Origin of the sequence: Anaerotignum sp. MB30-C6 (genome assembly GCF_030908465.1) — a bacterium.
GTDB lineage: Bacteria > Bacillota > Clostridia > Lachnospirales > Anaerotignaceae > Chakrabartyella.
The window spans coordinates 1,243,439-1,263,372 of sequence record NZ_CP133078.1; the positions used below are offsets into that span (position 1 = coordinate 1,243,439).

The 19,934-nt window shown below is 39.0% G+C and carries 19 protein-coding genes; 18 read left to right on the plus strand and 1 reads right to left on the minus strand.

The annotated features are described in order from the left end of the window. Positions 1-75: 75 nt before the first annotated feature. Genes RBQ60_RS06300 through RBQ60_RS06320 form a run of 5 tightly spaced genes read left to right on the plus strand, consistent with a single transcriptional unit; the run spans position 76 to position 6,209 of the window. Positions 76-270 (plus strand): helix-turn-helix domain-containing protein, encoded by a 195-nt coding sequence (locus RBQ60_RS06300; RefSeq protein ID WP_307885731.1) that lies wholly within the window; start codon positions 76-78, stop codon positions 268-270. Positions 271-290: 20 nt separating this feature from the next. Beyond that, entirely contained in the window at positions 291-1,925 is a 1,635-nt protein-coding gene (locus tag RBQ60_RS06305) for an Eco57I restriction-modification methylase domain-containing protein (RefSeq protein ID WP_307885732.1), read from the plus strand. Then, positions 1,912-3,012 (plus strand): DNA cytosine methyltransferase, encoded by a 1,101-nt coding sequence (locus RBQ60_RS06310; protein WP_307885733.1) that lies wholly within the window; start codon positions 1,912-1,914, stop codon positions 3,010-3,012. Before RBQ60_RS06305 ends, RBQ60_RS06310 begins: the two co-directional genes overlap by 14 nt. A 4-nt stretch (positions 3,013-3,016) precedes the next feature. After that, positions 3,017-4,888, plus strand: a complete 1,872-nt coding sequence (locus RBQ60_RS06315) for an McrB family protein (protein ID WP_307885734.1) — start codon at positions 3,017-3,019, stop codon at positions 4,886-4,888. Between the two features lie 13 nt (positions 4,889-4,901). After that, positions 4,902-6,209: an LlaJI family restriction endonuclease gene (locus RBQ60_RS06320; protein WP_307885735.1), complete on the plus strand. Its 1,308-nt coding sequence runs from the start codon at positions 4,902-4,904 to the stop codon at positions 6,207-6,209. Between the two features lie 67 nt (positions 6,210-6,276). Here the strand turns inward: RBQ60_RS06320 and RBQ60_RS06325 are convergent, their stop codons facing one another. Beyond that, positions 6,277-7,500 (minus strand): CGNR zinc finger domain-containing protein, encoded by a 1,224-nt coding sequence (locus tag RBQ60_RS06325; RefSeq protein ID WP_307885736.1) that lies wholly within the window; start codon positions 7,498-7,500, stop codon positions 6,277-6,279. 414 nt (positions 7,501-7,914) lie between these two features. On the opposite strand from RBQ60_RS06325, the gene RBQ60_RS06330 reads away from it, so the two are divergent. From RBQ60_RS06330 to dcm, 13 genes are all read left to right on the plus strand, one after another. Then, positions 7,915-8,481, plus strand: coding sequence for an RNA polymerase sigma factor (locus RBQ60_RS06330; protein ID WP_307885737.1), 567 nt, complete (start codon positions 7,915-7,917; stop codon positions 8,479-8,481). Between the two features lie 40 nt (positions 8,482-8,521). Then, entirely contained in the window at positions 8,522-9,301 is a 780-nt protein-coding gene (locus tag RBQ60_RS06335) for a phage antirepressor (protein ID WP_307885738.1), read from the plus strand. Position 9,302: 1 nt separating this feature from the next. Continuing rightward, positions 9,303-9,737: a DUF7768 domain-containing protein gene (locus tag RBQ60_RS06340; RefSeq protein WP_307885739.1), complete on the plus strand. Its 435-nt coding sequence runs from the start codon at positions 9,303-9,305 to the stop codon at positions 9,735-9,737. Next, entirely contained in the window at positions 9,734-12,091 is a 2,358-nt protein-coding gene (locus RBQ60_RS06345; RefSeq protein WP_307885740.1) for a virulence-associated E family protein, read from the plus strand. The genes RBQ60_RS06340 and RBQ60_RS06345 overlap by 4 nt, the downstream gene beginning before the upstream one ends. Positions 12,092-12,315: 224 nt before the next feature. Further along, positions 12,316-12,597: a VRR-NUC domain-containing protein gene (locus RBQ60_RS06350; RefSeq protein WP_307885741.1), complete on the plus strand. Its 282-nt coding sequence runs from the start codon at positions 12,316-12,318 to the stop codon at positions 12,595-12,597. Next, complete coding sequence (locus RBQ60_RS06355) at positions 12,578-13,930, plus strand: DEAD/DEAH box helicase (protein WP_307885742.1); 1,353 nt, start codon at positions 12,578-12,580, stop codon at positions 13,928-13,930. Before RBQ60_RS06350 ends, RBQ60_RS06355 begins: the two co-directional genes overlap by 20 nt. Further along, positions 13,927-14,148: a hypothetical protein gene (locus tag RBQ60_RS06360; RefSeq protein WP_307885743.1), complete on the plus strand. Its 222-nt coding sequence runs from the start codon at positions 13,927-13,929 to the stop codon at positions 14,146-14,148. The genes RBQ60_RS06355 and RBQ60_RS06360 overlap by 4 nt, the downstream gene beginning before the upstream one ends. Further along, complete coding sequence (locus RBQ60_RS06365) at positions 14,148-14,573, plus strand: DUF1492 domain-containing protein (RefSeq protein ID WP_307885744.1); 426 nt, start codon at positions 14,148-14,150, stop codon at positions 14,571-14,573. The genes RBQ60_RS06360 and RBQ60_RS06365 overlap by 1 nt, the downstream gene beginning before the upstream one ends. A 140-nt stretch (positions 14,574-14,713) precedes the next feature. After that, a complete protein-coding gene (locus tag RBQ60_RS15415; RefSeq protein ID WP_307885745.1) occupies positions 14,714-15,073 on the plus strand; it encodes an HNH endonuclease in 360 nt (119 codons plus the stop codon). A gap of 119 nt (positions 15,074-15,192) precedes the next feature. After that, the gene (locus RBQ60_RS06375) at positions 15,193-15,732 is read left to right on the plus strand and encodes a P27 family phage terminase small subunit (protein WP_307885746.1); all 540 of its coding nucleotides are present in this window, start codon (positions 15,193-15,195) and stop codon (positions 15,730-15,732) included. 1 nt (position 15,733) lies between these two features. Continuing rightward, positions 15,734-16,897 (plus strand): methionine adenosyltransferase, encoded by a 1,164-nt coding sequence (gene metK / locus RBQ60_RS06380; protein ID WP_307885747.1) that lies wholly within the window; start codon positions 15,734-15,736, stop codon positions 16,895-16,897. Beyond that, complete coding sequence (locus RBQ60_RS06385; RefSeq protein ID WP_307885748.1) at positions 16,887-18,122, plus strand: site-specific DNA-methyltransferase; 1,236 nt, start codon at positions 16,887-16,889, stop codon at positions 18,120-18,122. Before metK ends, RBQ60_RS06385 begins: the two co-directional genes overlap by 11 nt. Next, positions 18,115-19,851 (plus strand): DNA (cytosine-5-)-methyltransferase, encoded by a 1,737-nt coding sequence (dcm, locus tag RBQ60_RS06390; RefSeq protein ID WP_307885749.1) that lies wholly within the window; start codon positions 18,115-18,117, stop codon positions 19,849-19,851. The genes RBQ60_RS06385 and dcm overlap by 8 nt, the downstream gene beginning before the upstream one ends. Positions 19,852-19,934: the final 83 nt, after the last annotated feature.

Below are 19,934 nucleotides of genomic sequence, written 5' to 3' on the forward strand. Positions count from 1 at the left end.
TGAAAATCATAAGTATTTGATCTATAATGGAGTTGGTTTGTATTAACCCTATGAACAGTTTTCAGAGGTGAGATAATGGAAAATTTCGACAACGAAAAATGGATAAACATTGATGACGCTGCAGAGTATTTAGGTGTTAAGCCAGGAACTGTGCGTGATTGGATACGAAAAGGTAAAGGCCTGCCAGCTCATAAAATTGGTAAGCAATGGAAGTTTAAATGTTCAGAATTAGATAAGTGGGTTAAAAGTGGAAAGAGTGCTATTGAATAACTACAGGCGGTGTAAACGAAATGGTGAGCGTAATGATAGATGAGGCATTAACAATAACATGCAATTATTTATGTCAAAATTATAGTAAAACAGATTATAATATTCTTTTCAAAGAGATATTAACAATAGCTGGTATTAATAAATTTGAATTTGTAAGAGATGATACTTTATCTTCATATGAAGATATACAAAAGAGGTTATCCTCTATAAATGAAAAAGAAAAGTCAAGAAGATCAAAAGGGGTTTACTATACTCCTATTGATGTTGTGAGATTCATATTAATTAATTCAATAAAATCAGCTTGTGGAAAGCTAAGACCAAATGGGCTACATGTCTTAGACTTGAACGGCATTCCTTACAATTCATTTTGTTTTAGCAAATCTGTGTATGATCCTACATGCGGGGCAGGTGAATTTCTTGTTGCAGCACTGGAGATAAAGTTGGATTTACTGGATTTACATAAGGAAAATATCACCAAAGGCAATCTCAAGAAGATTGTAAGAACAATAAAAGGTAATGATGTTAATATGGATTCTGTAATAATAACAAAGATTAGGCTATTTCTATGTGCACTACAACGACAAGGAGTGTCAAAAGTAACGAGTCTAGGAATGGTGCTGAATGACTCTTTTGAGAGTTATGATTTTGTTCAAGCAACACCAAACTTAGAAAAAAAATATGACATAATAGTGGGAAATCCTCCTTATGTTGAGGATTCTAAAAGTGGCTTATCTCCAGAGAACCGATATGGCAACATTTATGCGAATGTGTTAGAGAATGCAGGGAAACATCTTAAGCCAAACGGCTCTCTGGGATTTGTTATCCCTCTTTCATATGTTGCAACTCCTAGAATGTCTAAAATTAGAGATGTTCTTTATTCGTATGTGCCAGAACAATATATATTGAGTTATTCAGACAGACCTGATTGTTTGTTTACATCAGTGCATCAAAAATTATGTATTTTAATAGGCAGAAATAAAAATACTGAAAAAAAGATCTATACAGGAAATTATCGCTACTGGTATAGCGAAGAAAGACCAGAGTTATTTAACACAGTAGAAGTAACTAAAAATACGTATCTAAAAGACAACTATATACCTAAATTGGGAAATCATACAGATAATGATATATATGAAAAAGTAATTGCCAAACAGAATAGATTGATTGACATGTTTGAGGGAAACCAAGCCTCTATTTATTTAAATATGAGAGCCGCATTTTGGATAAAAGCCTTTGTTACCAAACATAGTGGGGGCGAATACAATGAATATGGTTGCCAGAGTAAGGAAATGGCAAACTATATTATGTGTTTGCTGAATTCATCTCTATTCTGGTGGTATTGGATATGTGTATCAGATTGTTGGCACATAACAAGGAAAGAACTTATAGGATTTACGATACCCAACAATCCAAATTTTGCCGTAACAGATAGGTTAGCTAAGAAACTAGAAGATAAGCTTGAAGAAACAAAAAAATATGTAGGGACCAAACAAACAGAATACGAGTATAAACACAAAGAATGTGTCAATGAAATTCACGAAATCGATGACTATATTAATAGATTATATGGACTTACGGAAGAAGAAAGTCTTTATATTAAAAACTTTGCTTTTCGATATAGAGTAGGTGGGGGTGTTGAAGATGAAAGTAATTGATTTGTTTTCAGGATGTGGCGGTCTTTCCTACGGATTTATCAAAGATGGTTTTCACATAGAAAAGGCTGTTGAATTTGATTCAAGCATTGCCAATACCTATATTATGAATCATCCGAAAGTTGATATGATTGTTGACGATATACAGAACATTGACCAAGCCGGAGTATTTAAACAAGGTGATGCGGATGTTATTATTGGTGGCCCCCCTTGTCAAGGTTTTTCAATGGCTGGGGCGAGGATCCGCACAGGCTTTATTGATGATCCTCGGAATTATTTATTTAAGCATTATTTCAATGTTGTTAAAACAGTAAAACCCAAAATTTTTATTATGGAAAACGTCAAAGGAATAATGACAATGCAAGGTGGGAAAATTTTTGGTGAGATATTGCGAATATTCTCCGATGAGGAATTATTAGAAGGACAACCATATAAGATATATCATCGTTTAGTTAAAGCTGTTGATTTTGGAATTCCTCAAAAGCGAGAAAGAATGATAATTATTGGAACAATATTGAACGATGTTGACTTTGATATAGTTTGGAAACAAACAAAAGAAGATATCGAAAGAGATTATCCTGAATATTTCCGACCTGTTACTGTAGCTGATGCTATCAGAAATCTATCACAGACAACTGTAGATGGAAATATTAGCAATCCTGAGCCTCAAACAGAATACCAAGAATATCTAGCTAGTGATTTAAAAACAATTACTAATCACACTAGGACAAACCACTCCAAGGTTGCTGTCGAGAGAATGAAGAAGATAGGTAATGGTGAGAATTTTACTGCTTTGGACGAACAAATAAATTCTGTTCACAGTGGCTCATATGGGCGGTTATCTTGGGATGATCATGCTCCAACTATTACTACGAGATTTGATACTCCGGCAGGGGGAAGATTTATTCATCCTGTTGAGAATCGTACACTATCACCACGTGAGGCAGCTCGAATACAGAGTTTTCCAGATGATTTTATTTTCTATGGAAACAAAACATCAATATGTAAGCAAATCGGGAATGCAGTTCCACCAAAAATATCTTATTTCTTAGCAAGATTTGTTAGAAATATATTAAATGAGGAGGTTTAGATGTATGAATCCATTATTAGAAAGCAAGTTAAATGAACTTAATAATGCATCAGATTATGAATGTTGGTATTTGGTGAAACAGCCTACAGCGTTTGATAGTATCTGTTATCTTGTAAGCTTTTTGGAAGATTTTAAAGCTCAAGATACTCCTGGTAATCTACAAGATTATATTGCGAATAAAATAGAATCATTAAAGGCGGTAAAGCCAAATGTGGAGATATCTAATAATTATCGCGCACTTAGAGTAGCGGCATTCTTTGGTCTTATTAGGATGACAAACACGAAGTATGAAAATGCAATTATTACCGATTCATTTAAAGAGGTTACACTAAGGTGTAACGGAGAATACGAGAAGACAGAACTATACTTAGACATCATACAGCGTCAAATTGAAAAAATGTATATCAGTTCTTCAATAGATGAAGAATACGAAAGAGTAAGACAAGAGTACAGATTGTATCCTGTTATGTTGCTATATAAGATATTGATTGAGCTTGGGCGTTCAACTGGTAGCTACTCCATTTCTATGGCAGAGTATAGATACTTGGTGGCTACAACAAAAACATTTGAAGGATTTCTTGATACGTTACTATTAATCAAACTATTTCGTGATGATCCAGATGCGGTAACGTCATTTGAACAATATCGTTCTAAGTTTGATAATCGTCTTATACAAGCACTGAAACAGCTTTCGACATTGGTTGTCGAGAGAGATTCAATTTCACTTAATGAAGATTATATCGAAGAGGTGGCGCATAAAGTTTATATTTTCGAGGATAACCCAAATGTGTTCACAACGGAGAACTATTTAGGATTTCTAGGCTCGACAAAATCATTGTTTGAGTTAGAAGAATTTGAAGAGGAAGAAGAATTAACAATTTATGACGATGCCATTAGAGTGAAAGGCGGAGTTAATACATTGTTATATGGTGTTCCTGGTTCTGGAAAGAGTTGGACAATTGAGAAAGAGTATTGTGATAATGAAAATAGAATGGAACGTCTTGTATTTCATCCAGACTATACATACTCAGATTTTATTGGTCAAATTCTTCCGAATGTATCTGATGGCATTGTTAGCTATAAATTTACTGAAGGGCCGTTCACTAGTTTGCTGAAAAAGGCTTATACCCACCCTGACAAGATGTTCTTCCTTGTAATTGAAGAAATCAATCGTGGAAACGCGCCAGCTATATTTGGTGAAGTGTTTCAACTTCTAGATCGCGATGATGATGGAACTAGTGAATATGGGATTACAAATGTGGATATAGCAAATATTGTGTATGGTAATCCTAATAAAAAGATTCGCATTCCCTCTAACATGTCTATTATTGGAACAATGAATACATCAGACCAGAATGTGTTCACTCTTGATACTGCTTTTCAACGACGTTGGAATATGCGTATGATAGAGAATACATTTGAAGGGCATGCTTATGCTACAACCACTATTTTGGATACTGATGTCACTTGGGAGAGGTTTTGTGAAGTTATAAATAATGAAATTGTCACCAAAAACATTCGTATGACTTCATCTGAAGATAAGAGACTCGGAACGTATTTTGTTCGTGCATCAGATCTAGAATATCATGAAGAAGCAGACAATCTTGAGCTTTCAGAGAAAGAGCGTATTGCAGCCAAGTTACTTAACTATAGATTTGCAGAAAAGGTTCTCAAATATCTGTGGGATGACGCATTTAAATTTTCTCGTGAAGATATTTTTAAGAATACAATTTACAAAAGTCTAGAAGAAGTTGTTAATCATTTTAATTCTAGAAGTTCTGCCAAAGCAGTAGGCAATGCCCGACTTGATGTTTTTAAGGATGAGGTTATTGATGCTTTTCTTACCCAGGAAGTAAGCAATAATAATGTTGAGTAGGTGGTGATAATCTATGGAAATAAGTGCTGAATTGCTGAAGAGCAAGTGCCATGTTAATACGAATGAAGAAGGCGATCGTTTTGTAGGTATTAAGGCTGATTCAGGAAATGCAATGGTCTATTTTCCTATGGGTTATCAATTGCCAGATACAGAAAATGAACGAAGAAGAGATATTTTACATCTAATATCTGTACTTTCAGAATTCACAACTAGAAGTGATAGGGTTTTGCACATGAAAAAGTTTGAAGCCCCTCAATCCGTTGATTTTCCTGTTAATGCATATATGGAAGTAATAAATTACTATTTGGAGCAACGCTCTTATTATACGGAAAAAGAACCTATCTATAAAACTAGTGATCGAGGGAATACTGACTGGGCAAAAACTATTCGTCAACAAAAACCTTTGCTACAATCAAATAATTCACCAATTTATTTGAAGCAAACAGTAAGGGATTCAACACCTAATGATCGTAATCTGATTACACAGATACATAAATACTGTGTTTATGAGAGTTTTCATAAATTAGGCTGGCTGTTCACGCCTAAACTTCCGCAGAAACCAGATTTTCCAGTTAATATAAAGCGTTTTCTTGTTGAACTAAATGATAAATTGGGCAGAACGAATAATGATAAAGATAAACGTCTTTTTTCATCCATGATTGCAATGCTTAAGTATATAGATGAAGAGACAAACAATCGTCAATTCTATTTTGGGACAGATAGTTTCGAGTATGTATGGGAAAAACTTATTGACAGAGTATTTGGTGTTAGTAACAAAAACTCATATTTTCCAAAGGCAACCTGGCACCTAAAAAAAGGTAAGACAAGAACATTTGAAGCTCTTAGGCCAGATACAATCATGGTTTGCAATAACAAAATCTATGTCTTAGACGCAAAGTATTATAGATATGGATTAACTGGCGAACCCATGCATCTGCCAGAGGGTAGATCTATACATAAGCAGATAACTTATGGTGAATATATAAGTACAAACAATAAATTTAAAGATGAAAATGGCAATAATCCAACGGTATACAATGCATTTTTGATGCCATACAATTCACGAGAAAATATTTTTGATTTGTCTGGTATATTTGAAAATTGTGGTGAAAGTACTGGTGAGTGGAAAGCGCATGATAATACTTTTGAACATGTCCAAGGCATCTTGGTCGATATCAATTACTTGATGCACCATTACACAGGAAATCACTCGAAAAAAATTATAGCCTTAGCAGATTCGATAGAGAGAGCTTTAGCTGAAAATGGTGGGAATTTACCTACAGAGGCTGAAATAAGTGTATCAGTTGGATCAGATTATTAATCATAAGTATACAGAAAAAAATAAAAAATCACCGTTACTATGTGGACTGCATAGTGACGGTGATTTTTTATTTTTGAGCCATTTTCTTTACTTTTTTCCGGTGATTGCGCTGGGCAGTTGCATTTCTACAGTTAGGGCTACAATATTTTTTTCGTCCATTTGAGGTTTTAACCAAGAAATGATTATTGCAAGCAGGATTAGCACATTCTCTATATATTTCAGAACCAGGTCTCATATAAAATATTGAAAAATATAAGGCCGAAAGTAAGTTAGTGGTTTTCCATGAAGGCTCCATTTTACTTGCCACAAAACGAGGCACAATTCCAGAAAGATTTGAATTAATTTCTTCATTTAACACAATCTTTGCGACTATTATAAGAGCCTGTTTAAGATTGTCATCAAAATTTTCAATAGTTGGTTCATCATAAAATTCGATGCCATTTTCATAAGTTACTTTACTAACCACGCCTACCTTTCTCATAAGATGAAATAGGAAATCTATAGTAATACGAGCAGCAGGTGTTTCATTTGGTGCATTGCGATATAGATAAACAATATCTTTGTATCGAAGGTCGTTCATTCCTAGATAACGGTTTGTCAAAGAACTACCCGAAATAATATCTTGATATTCCTCAATATTTAAATTATATGTTGGTTTATATACTGAATCATTAATTAAATACGTTTCACTTTCAAAGCCTTCTTTGGTGCCGTCAATCTCGGGTACTGAGGAGGCTTTTTCTAATGTTTTAATGAAACCATGATAACAAGTCGAATATGGTTTGCTCATAGAATTTAACTTGATAGAAACTTGCTCAGACAGAAGTAGATAAAGAGTTAGGTATAGTATTTTCTCATAGTTTCTATGAGGTTCTTCAATCTCACTCATGAGAAGAACTGTTGCTTTTATATGATTCACAACTTCAGTTAACGAATGTATATTGATTTCCTCGTATTCTTCTTTACTAACAGGAAAGAAAAAACCGTTTTCCTCAAAAAAACTTCGTATGCTGTCCACTTCGTTTGGTAAAGAGATTAGTTCACTTAGTAAGTTTTCTTTTCTAACTGATCCCATCGGTGTGGTTCTACAAAGACCGTTTGAACCACTAAAGGCATAGTGTAGTACATTTTGCCTATCAGCTTGTATTTTCAAAGTTTGTTTTATCTCCCCAGGCGAGAGATTAACAACATCAACACCTGTTAAACATCGATAGCCCTTTAGAGAAAAATAATCATTTCCTAAATTAAAAAAGTTTTCATTTTCTAAGGTAATATTTTCGATTTCAGACATAGAATTTCCTCCTCCTCATACTACAAACACATAAAATCACAGTCATAAGTAATTGAATAAATAATCGTTAATTCATTATATCAAATTTTAGTAATCAAAACAATAAGCTTTGAATGTTGATTTTTATTAATAGTAAGCAAAAAATTCAGAAATTTACTTACTATTTGAGACTGATTACAATTATAGATGAGGGAATCCCTCTTTAAATTTATCAGTCTCAAAGTCCTATTGCGCATACGGACGGCGGGATGCATAGAGAGTTCGGAACACAGTGATAAAGACTGTGTTTGGAATGAAGATGCACCCACCGTAATTTCGTGCGCTCTTTTTTAGGACAAGCGAAGTTTGTGGTCATCTTATCCGCAGGCTCTTTTGCATTCCGTCACCCATTACTGGGACGGAAAGGAATGCAAAATGAAAATACAAGTTTTATATGAAGACAACATCAAAAACGGTCACAAGAACTATACCACAATTGAAATTCCAGATGGAGATTACAGCGTAATTCTGGATATCGACTATGAACAACGTCTTGCAGAAGCAAAGCCTGAAAAGAAGGCAGAGGTGAAACGCTGCGAGACTCTACAAGAAATGTTCGACCTCATGAACAACAAGGAATATAACCATTGGCGTCGATACCATAGGCATCTTGGTAATCCCAAGACACCTTATCGAAAAGATGATGAAGTTGAAATAGATGTCATGGATACTTTCGCTGATAACTCTCAAGAGATAGAACGCAATCACCAAGATGAGTACGAATCTGTCTGCCAATGGATACATACTGCTCTTGGTAAAAAACAGGATTGGGCAGATATGTTTATCGCAGTACGCATTGACGGTATGTCGATTCGAGATTATGCCAGTTCTATAGGAGTCAGTGAAAACAACATTACTCAGAAATTAAAGCGAGCAACAAAGAAATTAGAACAAGAATATAAAAACCGTCAGATTCGACCTTCTCCCAAGGCTACTAGGTAGGAGGTCAAGACCTCCAAAAAAACACAAGGAGGTAATTCGAATGGAATTACAAGTTTACAAAAATGCAGAGTTCGGCTCTGTACGTACTACAACGATTGGTGGGCAACCATATTTTGTTGGCAAGGATGTAGCAAGCATTCTTGGTTATGCAAATACCCGAAAAGCATTAATTGATCATGTTGACGAAGAGGACAAGGGGGTAACGAAATGTGACACCCTTGGCGGAAAACAAGATTTGATTATCATCAATGAATCCGGGCTGTACAGCCTCATCCTCTCAAGCAAGATGCCAAATGCTAAAAAGTTTAAGCGCTGGGTCACTAGTGAAGTCCTCCCTGCTATTCGTAAACACGGACTCTATGCTACGGATGATTTAATCGCAAATCCAGACCTTGCTATCGCAGCATTTACTGCACTAAAAGAGGAACGTGAAAAGAACAAGGAATTGATGGCAGCCGTTGCGATTGGTCAACAGCAAATTGCTGAGATGAAACCCAAGGCTACTTATTATGATGTGGTTCTTAAATGCAGGGATGCAGTCAATATTTCTGTTATTGCCAAAGATTACGGATGGAGCGCCATGCGCATGAACGAATATCTCCATGAAAAAGGCATTCAGTTTAAGCAAGGTGATATTTGGCTTCTCTATCAAAAGTATGCTCCAAATGGATATACCAAAACCAATACTCACATTTACGAAGATAGCAAAGGTATAAAGCATACGAAAGTGCATACCAAATGGACGCAAAAAGGCAGACTTTTTATCTATGAACAGTTAAAGGCGGACGGTATCTATCCGCAGATTGAGATGGAGGTGTGATATGGGAATTGATATGAAAAACTTAGAAGGCTATTATGATCCAACTCCCCATGTAGCACTTACTAATATCACCCGTGAGGAAAAGGCAGCAGCAAAAGCTGCCTTTAAGCCCCTTGTCTATATTTGCTCTCCCTTTAGTGGCGATATTGAAAACAACAATAAGCGCACACGAGCATTTTGTCGTTTTGCTTTAGACAAAGGCAATATCCCGCTTGCTCCACATCTTATGTTTCCGCAATTCATGGATGACAGCAATGAGAAAGAGCGTGACCTCGCTATTTTTATGGATATTATCCTGATGGGCAAATGCCAAGAGGTCTGGGTTCTAGGTGATGTGATTTCAAGAGGTATGAGTATTGAAATCGAAAAAGCAAAGAAACGCAGACAGCCGGTCAGATACTTTAATAAAGATTTCAAGGAGGTAGAATCTCTATGAAGATAGCATACGGCAACAGCCGAATGGATAAGAAATGGAAAAACACAGACATCAGCTGGGAGGACTTTTGCTCCAGGGTTAAGACCACACAGCGTACTACTGAAACCGTAGAAGAATATCGGAAAATGAGAAAAGGTGGTCAAGATTCCATTAAAGATGTCGGTGGTTTTGTTGGGGGTCACTTAAAAGATGGCAGACGTAAAAAAGGAAATGTTCTATCTCGTTCTATGCTCACCCTTGATATGGATTATGGCACAAGTACTATCTGGGAAGAAATCTCTACCTTCTTCCCTTATCAGTGCTGTATTTATTCCACACATAAGCATACCCCGGAAAATCCAAGGCTTAGGCTGATCATTCCACTCTTTCGTGATGTGGGTGAGGAAGAGTATGCAGCCGTTAGTCGCATGGTCGCAAAAGAAATCGGCATCGACCTTTTTGATGACACAACCTATGAACCAGAACGATTAATGTATTGGCCATCTACTTCAAGAAACGGCATTTTTGTGTATGAAGAGAAAGATGGCTCCATTCTTGATCCTGAGGTATTTCTAAATAAATACGATGATTGGCGAGACACCAGTACTTGGCCCGTATCCTCTAGGCAGTCAGAAGTACTTGATCGCTCATTAAAGGAACAAGCCGATCCACTTTCTAAAGAAGGTGTTATCGGTACTTTTTGTCGTAGCTACTCAGTAAGCAGTGCAATTGATACCTTCTTAAAGGATATATACGAGCCTTCAGCAATGACTGGTCGCTATGATTATATCCCGGCTGATTCTAGTGCCGGGGTTATCCTCTATGATGATAAGTTTGCCTATTCCCACCACGCAACAGACCCTGCAAATGGGCGGCTTCTTAATGCTTTTGACCTTGTTCGCATTCATAAGTTTGGTCATTTAGATGATCGAGCGACAGAAAGTACACCACCAAGTAAACTACCATCCTTTATCAACATGTGCGAATTTGCCATCCAAGATGATGAAGTAAAAGCACAGTTTACGAAAGAGCGGATGGAACAGGCAACCATTGATTTTACGGAGGACAATTGGCAGACAGCACTTGAACTGGATAAGCAAGGAAAGATTAAGGACACCTTGGATAATATAGTTCTCATCATCCGTAACGATTCAGAACTAGAATCTATTGCTTTTAATAAGCACCGTGATGGAATCGATGCTAGAGAAGGACTGCCTTGGGAACAGATGAAGGGTGGCTGGAATGATTCAGACAATGCAGCCCTTAAGGTATATCTATCCAACAAGTACGGCATCTACTCCCCAACCAAAACAAAGGACGCAATATTAGCAGTCGCAGCAGAACGATCCTACCATCCTATAAAAGAATATCTGGATCATTTACCAGAGTGGGACGGAATCGACCGTGTCGAAACCTTGCTGATTGATTACTTCAATGCAACAGATAATTCCTATACCAGAGCCGTTACTAGAAAAATGATGGTGGCAGCAGTCGCTAGAATTTATCATCCTGGTACAAAATTCGATAGTGTCTTAATTCTAAATGGACCACAAGGAATCGGTAAATCCACCTTCTTTGCAAAGCTTGCAGGTGATTGGTTTTCCGATAGTTTAACCCTCACCGATATGAAAGATAAAGCAGGTCCTGAAAAACTTCAAGGGTACTGGATTCTAGAACTGGGTGAACTAGCCGGTATGCGAAAAACCGATGTGGAAGTTGTGAAATCTTTTATTTCAAGATCCGATGATAAATATCGTGCCAGTTATGGTGTGAATGTGGAAAGCCACCCACGTCAATGTATCATTGTCGGCTCTACCAATGCAGAAAGTGGATTTTTGCGAGACATCACGGGTAACCGTAGATTCTGGCCTGTGCGTATTAGTGGTGACGGTAAAAGAAGAGCATGGCAGATGTCCGTATACGATGTAGAGCAGATTTGGGCAGAAACTTTGGTGCTTTATGCCAAAGGTGAAAAGCTCTATTTAGAGGGCAGTGATGTAGAGTTGGCAACGAATGAGCAGGCAGATGCTATGGAAAGTGATGAGCGAGAAGGGCTTGTTCGCACTTACCTCGATACGCTTTTACCCGATGACTGGAATGACCTGTCCTTATACGAGCGAAGAAACTACCTAAACGGTAGTGAATTTGGTGGGGAATCCCGTGTTGGCACGGTAGAACGTACGCTTGTTTGTAATATGGAAATTTGGTGTGAATGCTTTGGAAGGGATGCCTCCGCCATGAAACCTGCGGACTCCTATGCCATTGCAGGCATTATGAAAAAGATTAATGGGTGGAACAAGTACCAAGGGAACAAGAATGGAACAAGTAATTTTCCCATTTACGGTAGACAACGTTGTTACGAGAAGAATGAGTAAGGTCGTTCCTTGTTCCTTAGTTGTTCCTTATGCTTGTTCTCTTAAAAACCCAGTCATTACCGACATTTTGGCTTTACTTGAATGAGTGGAACAAGAGTTTTACTACTTAGTAATAAATTAATAAATAGTAGTAGTAAGGCATCGTGAGCGTGTGTATGCGCGCGTATAGGAAAAAACGTTAAAAGTTGTGCTTGTTGTTCCTGATGAATTGTTGGAGGTCATTTATGCAAGAAAAATATATAGAACAAAAACTGGTAACGACAGTAAAAAGCATGGGAGGTATGGCGCCGAAATTTGTGAGTCCTGGTATAGATGGCATGCCCGACCGCATTGTATTACTCCCCATGGGAAGAATCGCTTTTGTCGAATGTAAGGCAACAGGAAAAAAGATGCGACCTTTACAGAAAAAAAGAAAGAAGCAATTAGAGGCATTAGGTTTTCTAGTCTATTGCCTTGATGATATAGAACAGATTGGAGGGATACTTAGTGAAATACAAGCCACATGAATACCAAAGCTATGCCACTGAATTCATTTTATCCCATCCCATATCGGCTGTATTTCTTGAAATGGGTTTAGGTAAAAGTGTGATTACCTTATCCGCCATCTTTGATTTGTGTTTGGATAGTTTCCTCGTTTGCAAGGTGTTAGTGATTGCGCCTTTAAGAGTAGCAAGAGATACATGGCCTGCCGAAATCAAAAAGTGGGATCATTTAAAAGGACTCTCTTATTCAGTGGCAGTGGGAACGGAAAAAGAAAGAATCGATGCCCTCAAGAAACAATCAACGCTATACATTATTAACCGTGAGAATGTGGATTGGTTGGTTCATAAAAGTGGTATTCCTTTTCATTTTGATATGGTGGTCATTGATGAGCTGTCATCCTTTAAGTCCTATGGTGCAAAGCGGTTTAAGAGTCTACTTAAAGTAAGACCCTCTGTAAAAAGAATAGTCGGTCTTACCGGTACTCCCTCCAGTAATGGATTGATGGATTTATGGGCAGAGTTTCGCATTCTTGATTTGGGTCAAAGGCTTGGACGCTACATTAGTCATTACCGAAACACCTATTTTAAGCCAGATAAGCGAAACGCTCAGATTATATTTTCTTATAAACCACTACCCGGTGCTGAAGATGAAATTTACAAACAAATATCAGACATCACCATTTCTATGAAATCTACCGATTATCTCAAGATGCCTGAATATGTCAGTAATGAAGTGTTCGTCACTTTGAGTGATAAGGAATGGAAGATCTATTCAGATTTCAAGGAAGATATGGTTGCTAACTTAGGTGATGAAGAAATTGATGCGGTTAATGCGGCAGTCCTTTCTGGGAAACTGCTACAGATGGCAAATGGTGCTGTATACGATAGCGGGAATAAGGCCCATATGATTCATGATAAAAAGCTAGATGCCTTGGAAGATTTAATTGAAGGAGCAAATGGGAAACCAGTTCTTGTTGCTTATTGGTATAAGCATGATTTAGAACGGATTAAAGAGCGATTTCCGGTAAGGCAAATTCAGTCATCAAAGGATATTGAGGATTGGAATGATGGCACGATACCCGTAGCTGTTATTCATCCAGCCAGTGCCGGTCATGGTCTTAATCTTCAAAGCGGTGGTTCAACGCTTATCTGGTTTGGTCTGACCTGGTCACTAGAGCTGTATCAACAAACCAATGCAAGACTTTATAGGCAGGGTCAAAGGGATACAGTTATTGTTCACCACATCATCACCAAAGACACCATCGATGAAGACGTGCTGCTTGCACTCACAAAAAAGGAGAAAACTCAAGATGCCTTGATTGATGCGGTAAAGGCGAATTTAGAGGTGATGCGATGACAGAACATTATCAAAATTTAGCCAATGCCATTATTTTGATGGCTGTTAAGGATTATAGAGATGCCTTAAAGAAACTAAAGAAACGGCCTAGATATGGGCCTGCACATGATATAAAAAACGAGGTGGAGAGGTTCTTCCGCTCTGATTGGTATAGAGAACTTACCTCTGTTGATGGGAATGTCCTAATCAAAAAGCTACAAGCGGAGGTGAGCGAGTAATGAAAGCAAAAGAATATTTACATCAAGCCTACAGGCTAGATAAACGAATCCAATCCAACATTGAGGAAATAGAAAGGCTAAGGGAGCTATCGACCAGTGTTTCCTCCCCTAGTTGGGGTGAGAGAATACAAACCCAGCGGCATACCGATGCTTTGTTTGTCAGATACCTGGAGCGAATTGAAGAACTTCAAATCAAGATTAATGATGAGGTGGATCATCTTGTAGCACTTAAAGCAGAGATTCGAGATGTGATTAATAAAGTAACGGATATCGATGAACGCATGGTGTTACGTTACCGCTACGTTCATAACTTTACCTGGGAGCAAATCGGTGATGAGCTGAACGCTGACAGGACTACTGTTTACAGGTGGCATAACGCAGCACTTAAGCATGTGGTTCTTCCTGAAAATCCAATTCAGATATAACTTGCACATGTTGCAACACTATGCAACAAGATACCACTATGGCATCCATGTTACATTATAATCAGCAAGATAGAATACTTACCAAGCCTTGTGGGTCATGCTGCAGGGCTTTTTCTATGCCAAGAAAGCGAGGTGATGAGATGCCAAGAAAACCGAAACGACCGTGCAGTACACCAGGCTGTCCGAACTTAACCGATGGTCAGTACTGTGATGAACATAAATTAATAGAACGTAGACGCTATGACAAATATCAACGGTCAAGCGATGTCAACAAAAAGTATGGCAGAGCCTGGAAAAGAATCCGTGACCGCTATGCACGAGAACATCCCCTGTGTGAGATGTGTAAAGAGGATGGAAGACTAACTCCCACTGATGAAGTGCATCACATCCTCCCTGTCTCTCAAGGTGGTACACACAATAGAAGTAATTTGATGTCCTTATGTAAATCCTGTCACAACAAGATTCATTTAGAACTCGGTGATCGACAGATTCGTAGCTGAGCCAAGGGGGAGGTCAAATCTCTAGACCTCTTATGGCGGACAACGGCCTGGGGCTTCGCGTGTAAAAATCAGAAATCAAAGGGGGTATTAAAGACTTTTAGGAAAGTGGGGTGAAAAACATGGCGAAAGACGGAACAGCGAGAGGCGGTCAGCGCGTTGGTGCTGGAAGGAAATCAAAGGCTCTAACCGATAAAATTGCTGATGGCAGATTAAATGGTGCCATGGTACTGCCAGAACCAACGGATATAGAAGGTGCAGATGTGCCAGCTGTAAAAGATTATTTAAAGGCTACTCAGAAAAATGGCAAAGACCTCTGTGCAGAAGATATATATATCGAAACTTACAAGTGGCTAAAGGATCGTGGCTGCGAAATGTTAGTAAACAACCAGCTAATCGAGCAGTATGCCATGAGTGTTTCTCGTTGGATTCAGTGTGAAGAGTGTATTTCAGAGTATGGCTTTCTTGCAAAGCACCCAACCACTTCAGCTGCCATCGCATCACCTTATGTTGCGATGAGTCGTGAATACATGAAACAGGTCAATCAGTGCTGGTATCAGATTTACCAAATTGTAAAAGAAAACTGCTCTGTGGAGTTTGGAGGCAGAAGTCCACAGGATGATTTGATGGAGCGCTTATTATCTGCTCGGAAAGGAAAATAAAATGAAAAAATATAGAACGTGCGAAAGTGTCTGTAAAGGTCATCCCGATAAATTATGTGACCTTATTTCAGATAGCATTTTAGATGCGTGTTTAAGAAAAGATAAATCCTCTCGTGTTGCTTGTGAGGTGATGGCAACCAAAGGACACATCATTGTTGCCGGTGAGATTACCTGCTCAAAGAGAATTGACATTAGAGGTGTTGTCCGCCGTGTTCTTACGGATGTGGGCTACAATCCTAGAAAGTTTTTAGTCTTTGTCTATGTCCATCAACAAAGTAAAGATATCGCAGGTGGTGTGGATCAAGCCTTGGAATCTCGTGAGGGTGATATGTCATGGTATTCCATGTTAGGAGCGGGTGACCAAGGCACCGTTTATGGCTATGCCACCAATGAAACTAGTGAGAAACTACCTCTCCCCTTAGTCTTATCCCATGCCATTTGCGAAAAGCTAGATAAGGTGATGAAGAATGGTGTGATCAAAGACATTGGTCCTGATGGAAAGGCTCAAGTTACCGTTGAATATGAAGGTGACAAACCAAAACGAATTAAGACCATCGTTGTCTCCGTTCAACACAGTGCAGATAAAGATTTAGATGTTTTAAGAAATGAAGTCATTGCCCAGGTGCTTTGGCCTGTCTTTGAGAAGTATCCATTTGACGATGAGACTGAGATCCTCATTAATCCTAGTGGACGATTTGTTGAAGGAGGACCAGCAGCTGATACCGGTCTTACGGGAAGAAAAATCATGGTTGATACCTATGGCGGACTCGCCGCCCATGGTGGCGGTGCATTTTCAGGAAAAGACCCGACAAAAGTTGACCGCAGTGGTGCCTATATGGCAAGGGCGATTGCAAAGAATATCGTTCGATGTGGCTTTGCTAAGCGATGTCAGGTAGCGATTTCCTATGCAATTGGAAAAGCAGATCCTGTTGCTCTTGAGATTGATACCTTTGGAACAGGCACGGTGGAAGAAAGTATCCTTTGCCGTGCTGTGTTAGATGTATTCAATCTAAGACCTGCAGCCATTATCGAAAAGCTAAAACTGACGGATGTCATTTATGCAGATACAGCTACTTACGGCCATTTCAGATATGGCTTAAGCACGTGGGAATTTCTAGATTGCTATACAGAACTAAGGGAGGCGGTAAACAAATATGTTGATTGAAAAGAAGAACACAAAAGACCTCATCCCTGCAATATACAATCCTCGTAAAGATTTGAAACCAGGAGATGCAGAATACGATAAATTAAAACGATCCATTGAACAATTTGGTTATGTAGAGCCGGTTATCTGGAATAAGGTGACCGGCCATGTTGTTGGTGGGCATCAAAGACTGAAGGTTCTCATGGATATGGGTATTTCTGAAGTTGAGAGTGTTGTTATCGAAATGGACGAAGAGAAAGAGAAAGCACTCAACATCGCACTCAATAAAATTAGCGGTGATTGGGATAAGGATAAATTAGCTCTTTTAATTTCAGATTTACAAGGTGTAGATTTTGATGTTTCCCTAACTGGATTTGACCCTAAAGAACTGGATGACTTATTTAAAGACACGCTGAAAGAGGGGATCCACGATGATGACTTTGATGTGGAGACAGAACTAAAAAAGCCTGCTATCAGCAAGCTTGGTGACATCTGGACGCTTGGCAGACACAGGCTTATCTGTGGTGACTCCACCAAAGAAGAAACCTATGATGTGCTGATGAATAAAAAGAAGGCAAACTTGTGTGTAACAGATCCTCCCTACAATGTGAATTATGAAGGCACTGCAGGAAAGATTAAAAATGACCATATGGGAAATGATGCCTTCTACCAGTTCCTCTTAGATGCCTTTATCAACATCGAAGAAGTTCTGGCAGACGATGCCTCCATCTATGTATTTCATGCCGACACCGAAGGATTTAATTTTAGAAAAGCTTTCTCGGATGCCGGTTTTTATTTGTCTGGCTGTTGTATCTGGAAAAAGGACTCCCTTGTACTGGGGCGTTCTCCTTATCAATGGCAGCACGAACCTGTGCTGTTTGGCTGGAAAAAGAAAGGCAAGCATCAGTGGTATACGGGCAGGAAAGAAACCACCATCTGGGAATTTGATAAGCCGAAGAGAAATGGAGACCATCCTACGATGAAACCTATCCCTCTGCTCGCCTATCCGATTTTGAACTCCTCGATGACTAACACCATTGTGATAGATCCTTTTGGCGGCAGTGGTAGTACCTTAATTGCTTGTGAACAATCAGAGCGCATTTGCTACACGGCAGAATTAGATGAAAAGTTTTGCGATGTCATCATCAAACGCTACATTGAACAGGTCGGAACTTCTACCGATGTCAGCGTCCAAAGGGATGGGCTGAGCTACAACTATGGTGAACTGGAGGTTGCTGATGGTTAATCTAACCCTTGGCAGTCTTTTTGATGGTTCAGGTGGTTTTCCTTTAGGCGGTTTAATTTCTGGTATTACCCCAGTATGGGCATCGGAGATTGAACCGTTTCCTATTAGGGTGACAACGAAAAGGCTGCCTTTTATCAAACATTATGGAGATATTTCTTGCATGGATGGCAGTAAGATAGAACCGGTAGATATTATTACTTTTGGCTCACCTTGTCAGGATTTATCCATAGCAGGTAAGCGTGATGGCTTGGATGGTAAACGTTCAAGTCTTTTTTATGAGGCCATCCGAATTGTAAAAGAAATGAGGTGTGCTACAGATGGCAAAAAACCAAAATATATTGTCTGGGAAAACGTACCTGGAGCCTTCTCATCAAACAAAGGAGAAGATTTCAGATGTGTCCTTGAAGGCATCTGCCACATCAAGGATGAAACCTTATCAGTTCCTAAGATTGATAAGTGGAAACAAGCAGGAAGTATTGTGGGAGATCATTTCTCCCTTGCCTGGCGAGTGCTTGACGCTCAATACTGGGGAGTTCCCCAACGAAGAAAACGCATCTTCCTTGTCGCAGATTTTGCAGGTGGGGGTGCCGGAGAAATACTATTTAAGTCAGAAGGCTTGTCTGGGTATTCTAAAAAGAGCATCCGCTCGTGGCAAGGAACTGCCAGCAACTTTGCAGACAGCACTGGAGAGACAGGCACAATCTGCTTAAATGACCAGGGCGGTAATCGTATGGATGTGACAAAGGATATCACTTGTACCCTACGTGCTAAGTCAAATCATCCACCTTGTGTTATGGACTCGGCTGTTTTTGATAATCATGGAAAGGATACACGTTTTACTGGGCCAATTGATGTTGCACCAACGATTTCAGCGACATATGGAACAGGAGGCAACAACCAACCATTTGTTGTGGAGAATTCTAAGACTTATGATGTGCGATTTACCTCGGAAGGAACTGTAAATGCTCGTTCCAATGTTTACGAGAGTGACACGGCAAGAACGATTGATACGTCAGGTAATGCACCGGACAGCAATCAAGGTGGTATTGCAGTGGTGGAATCGTATGGCTTACAAGGTTCTATGATAGGACGGGCAGACAAGAATGGACCTCAAGGTGATGGTGTGAATGAGGAGCTTAGCTTTACTCTAAATACTGTAGATAAACACGCTGTGGTCTATGCCATTGATAGGGAGTCATTTAACTGCGGTCAAAACTATGCTAGAAACCTTGGGATTACTGAAGATGGAATTAATTCAACACTGAAGGCGCAAGGCCCCAGTGCTGTTGCAACTCCTACCTATTCATCCAGTAAAGCATCGTTTTTTACAAATGCCAATGAGGAACTTGCCAATACTTTAGTAGCTACAGATTACAAGGATCCACCACTTGTGAATGTCAATGGTTGTGTCGATTATACGGTGAGAAGATTAACACCAACCGAGTGTGCAAGACTGCAAGGTTTTCCAGACTGGTGGTGCAGTGATTTAGGCATAGAGAACCCAACAATGAAAGACCTTCAGATTTGGTATGACATTTTTGAAACGTACCGTAAAGCGACTGGTAGTTATTCGAAACCAAAGACCTTAAAGCAAATAACGAAATGGCTTAAAAACCCTCATTCAGATTCTGCGGAATACAAGATGTGGGGTAATGGTGTGGCTCTGCCTAACGTGTGTTTTGTACTATCGGGCATTGTTTGGTATACACAATTAGAGGGTAATACTTAGGGTTTCTTTCTACACCAAATAATCGAGAAAAAGCTTGCTATATCAGTGCTTTAGAGTGATATATGTACATACCAAAACAAAAG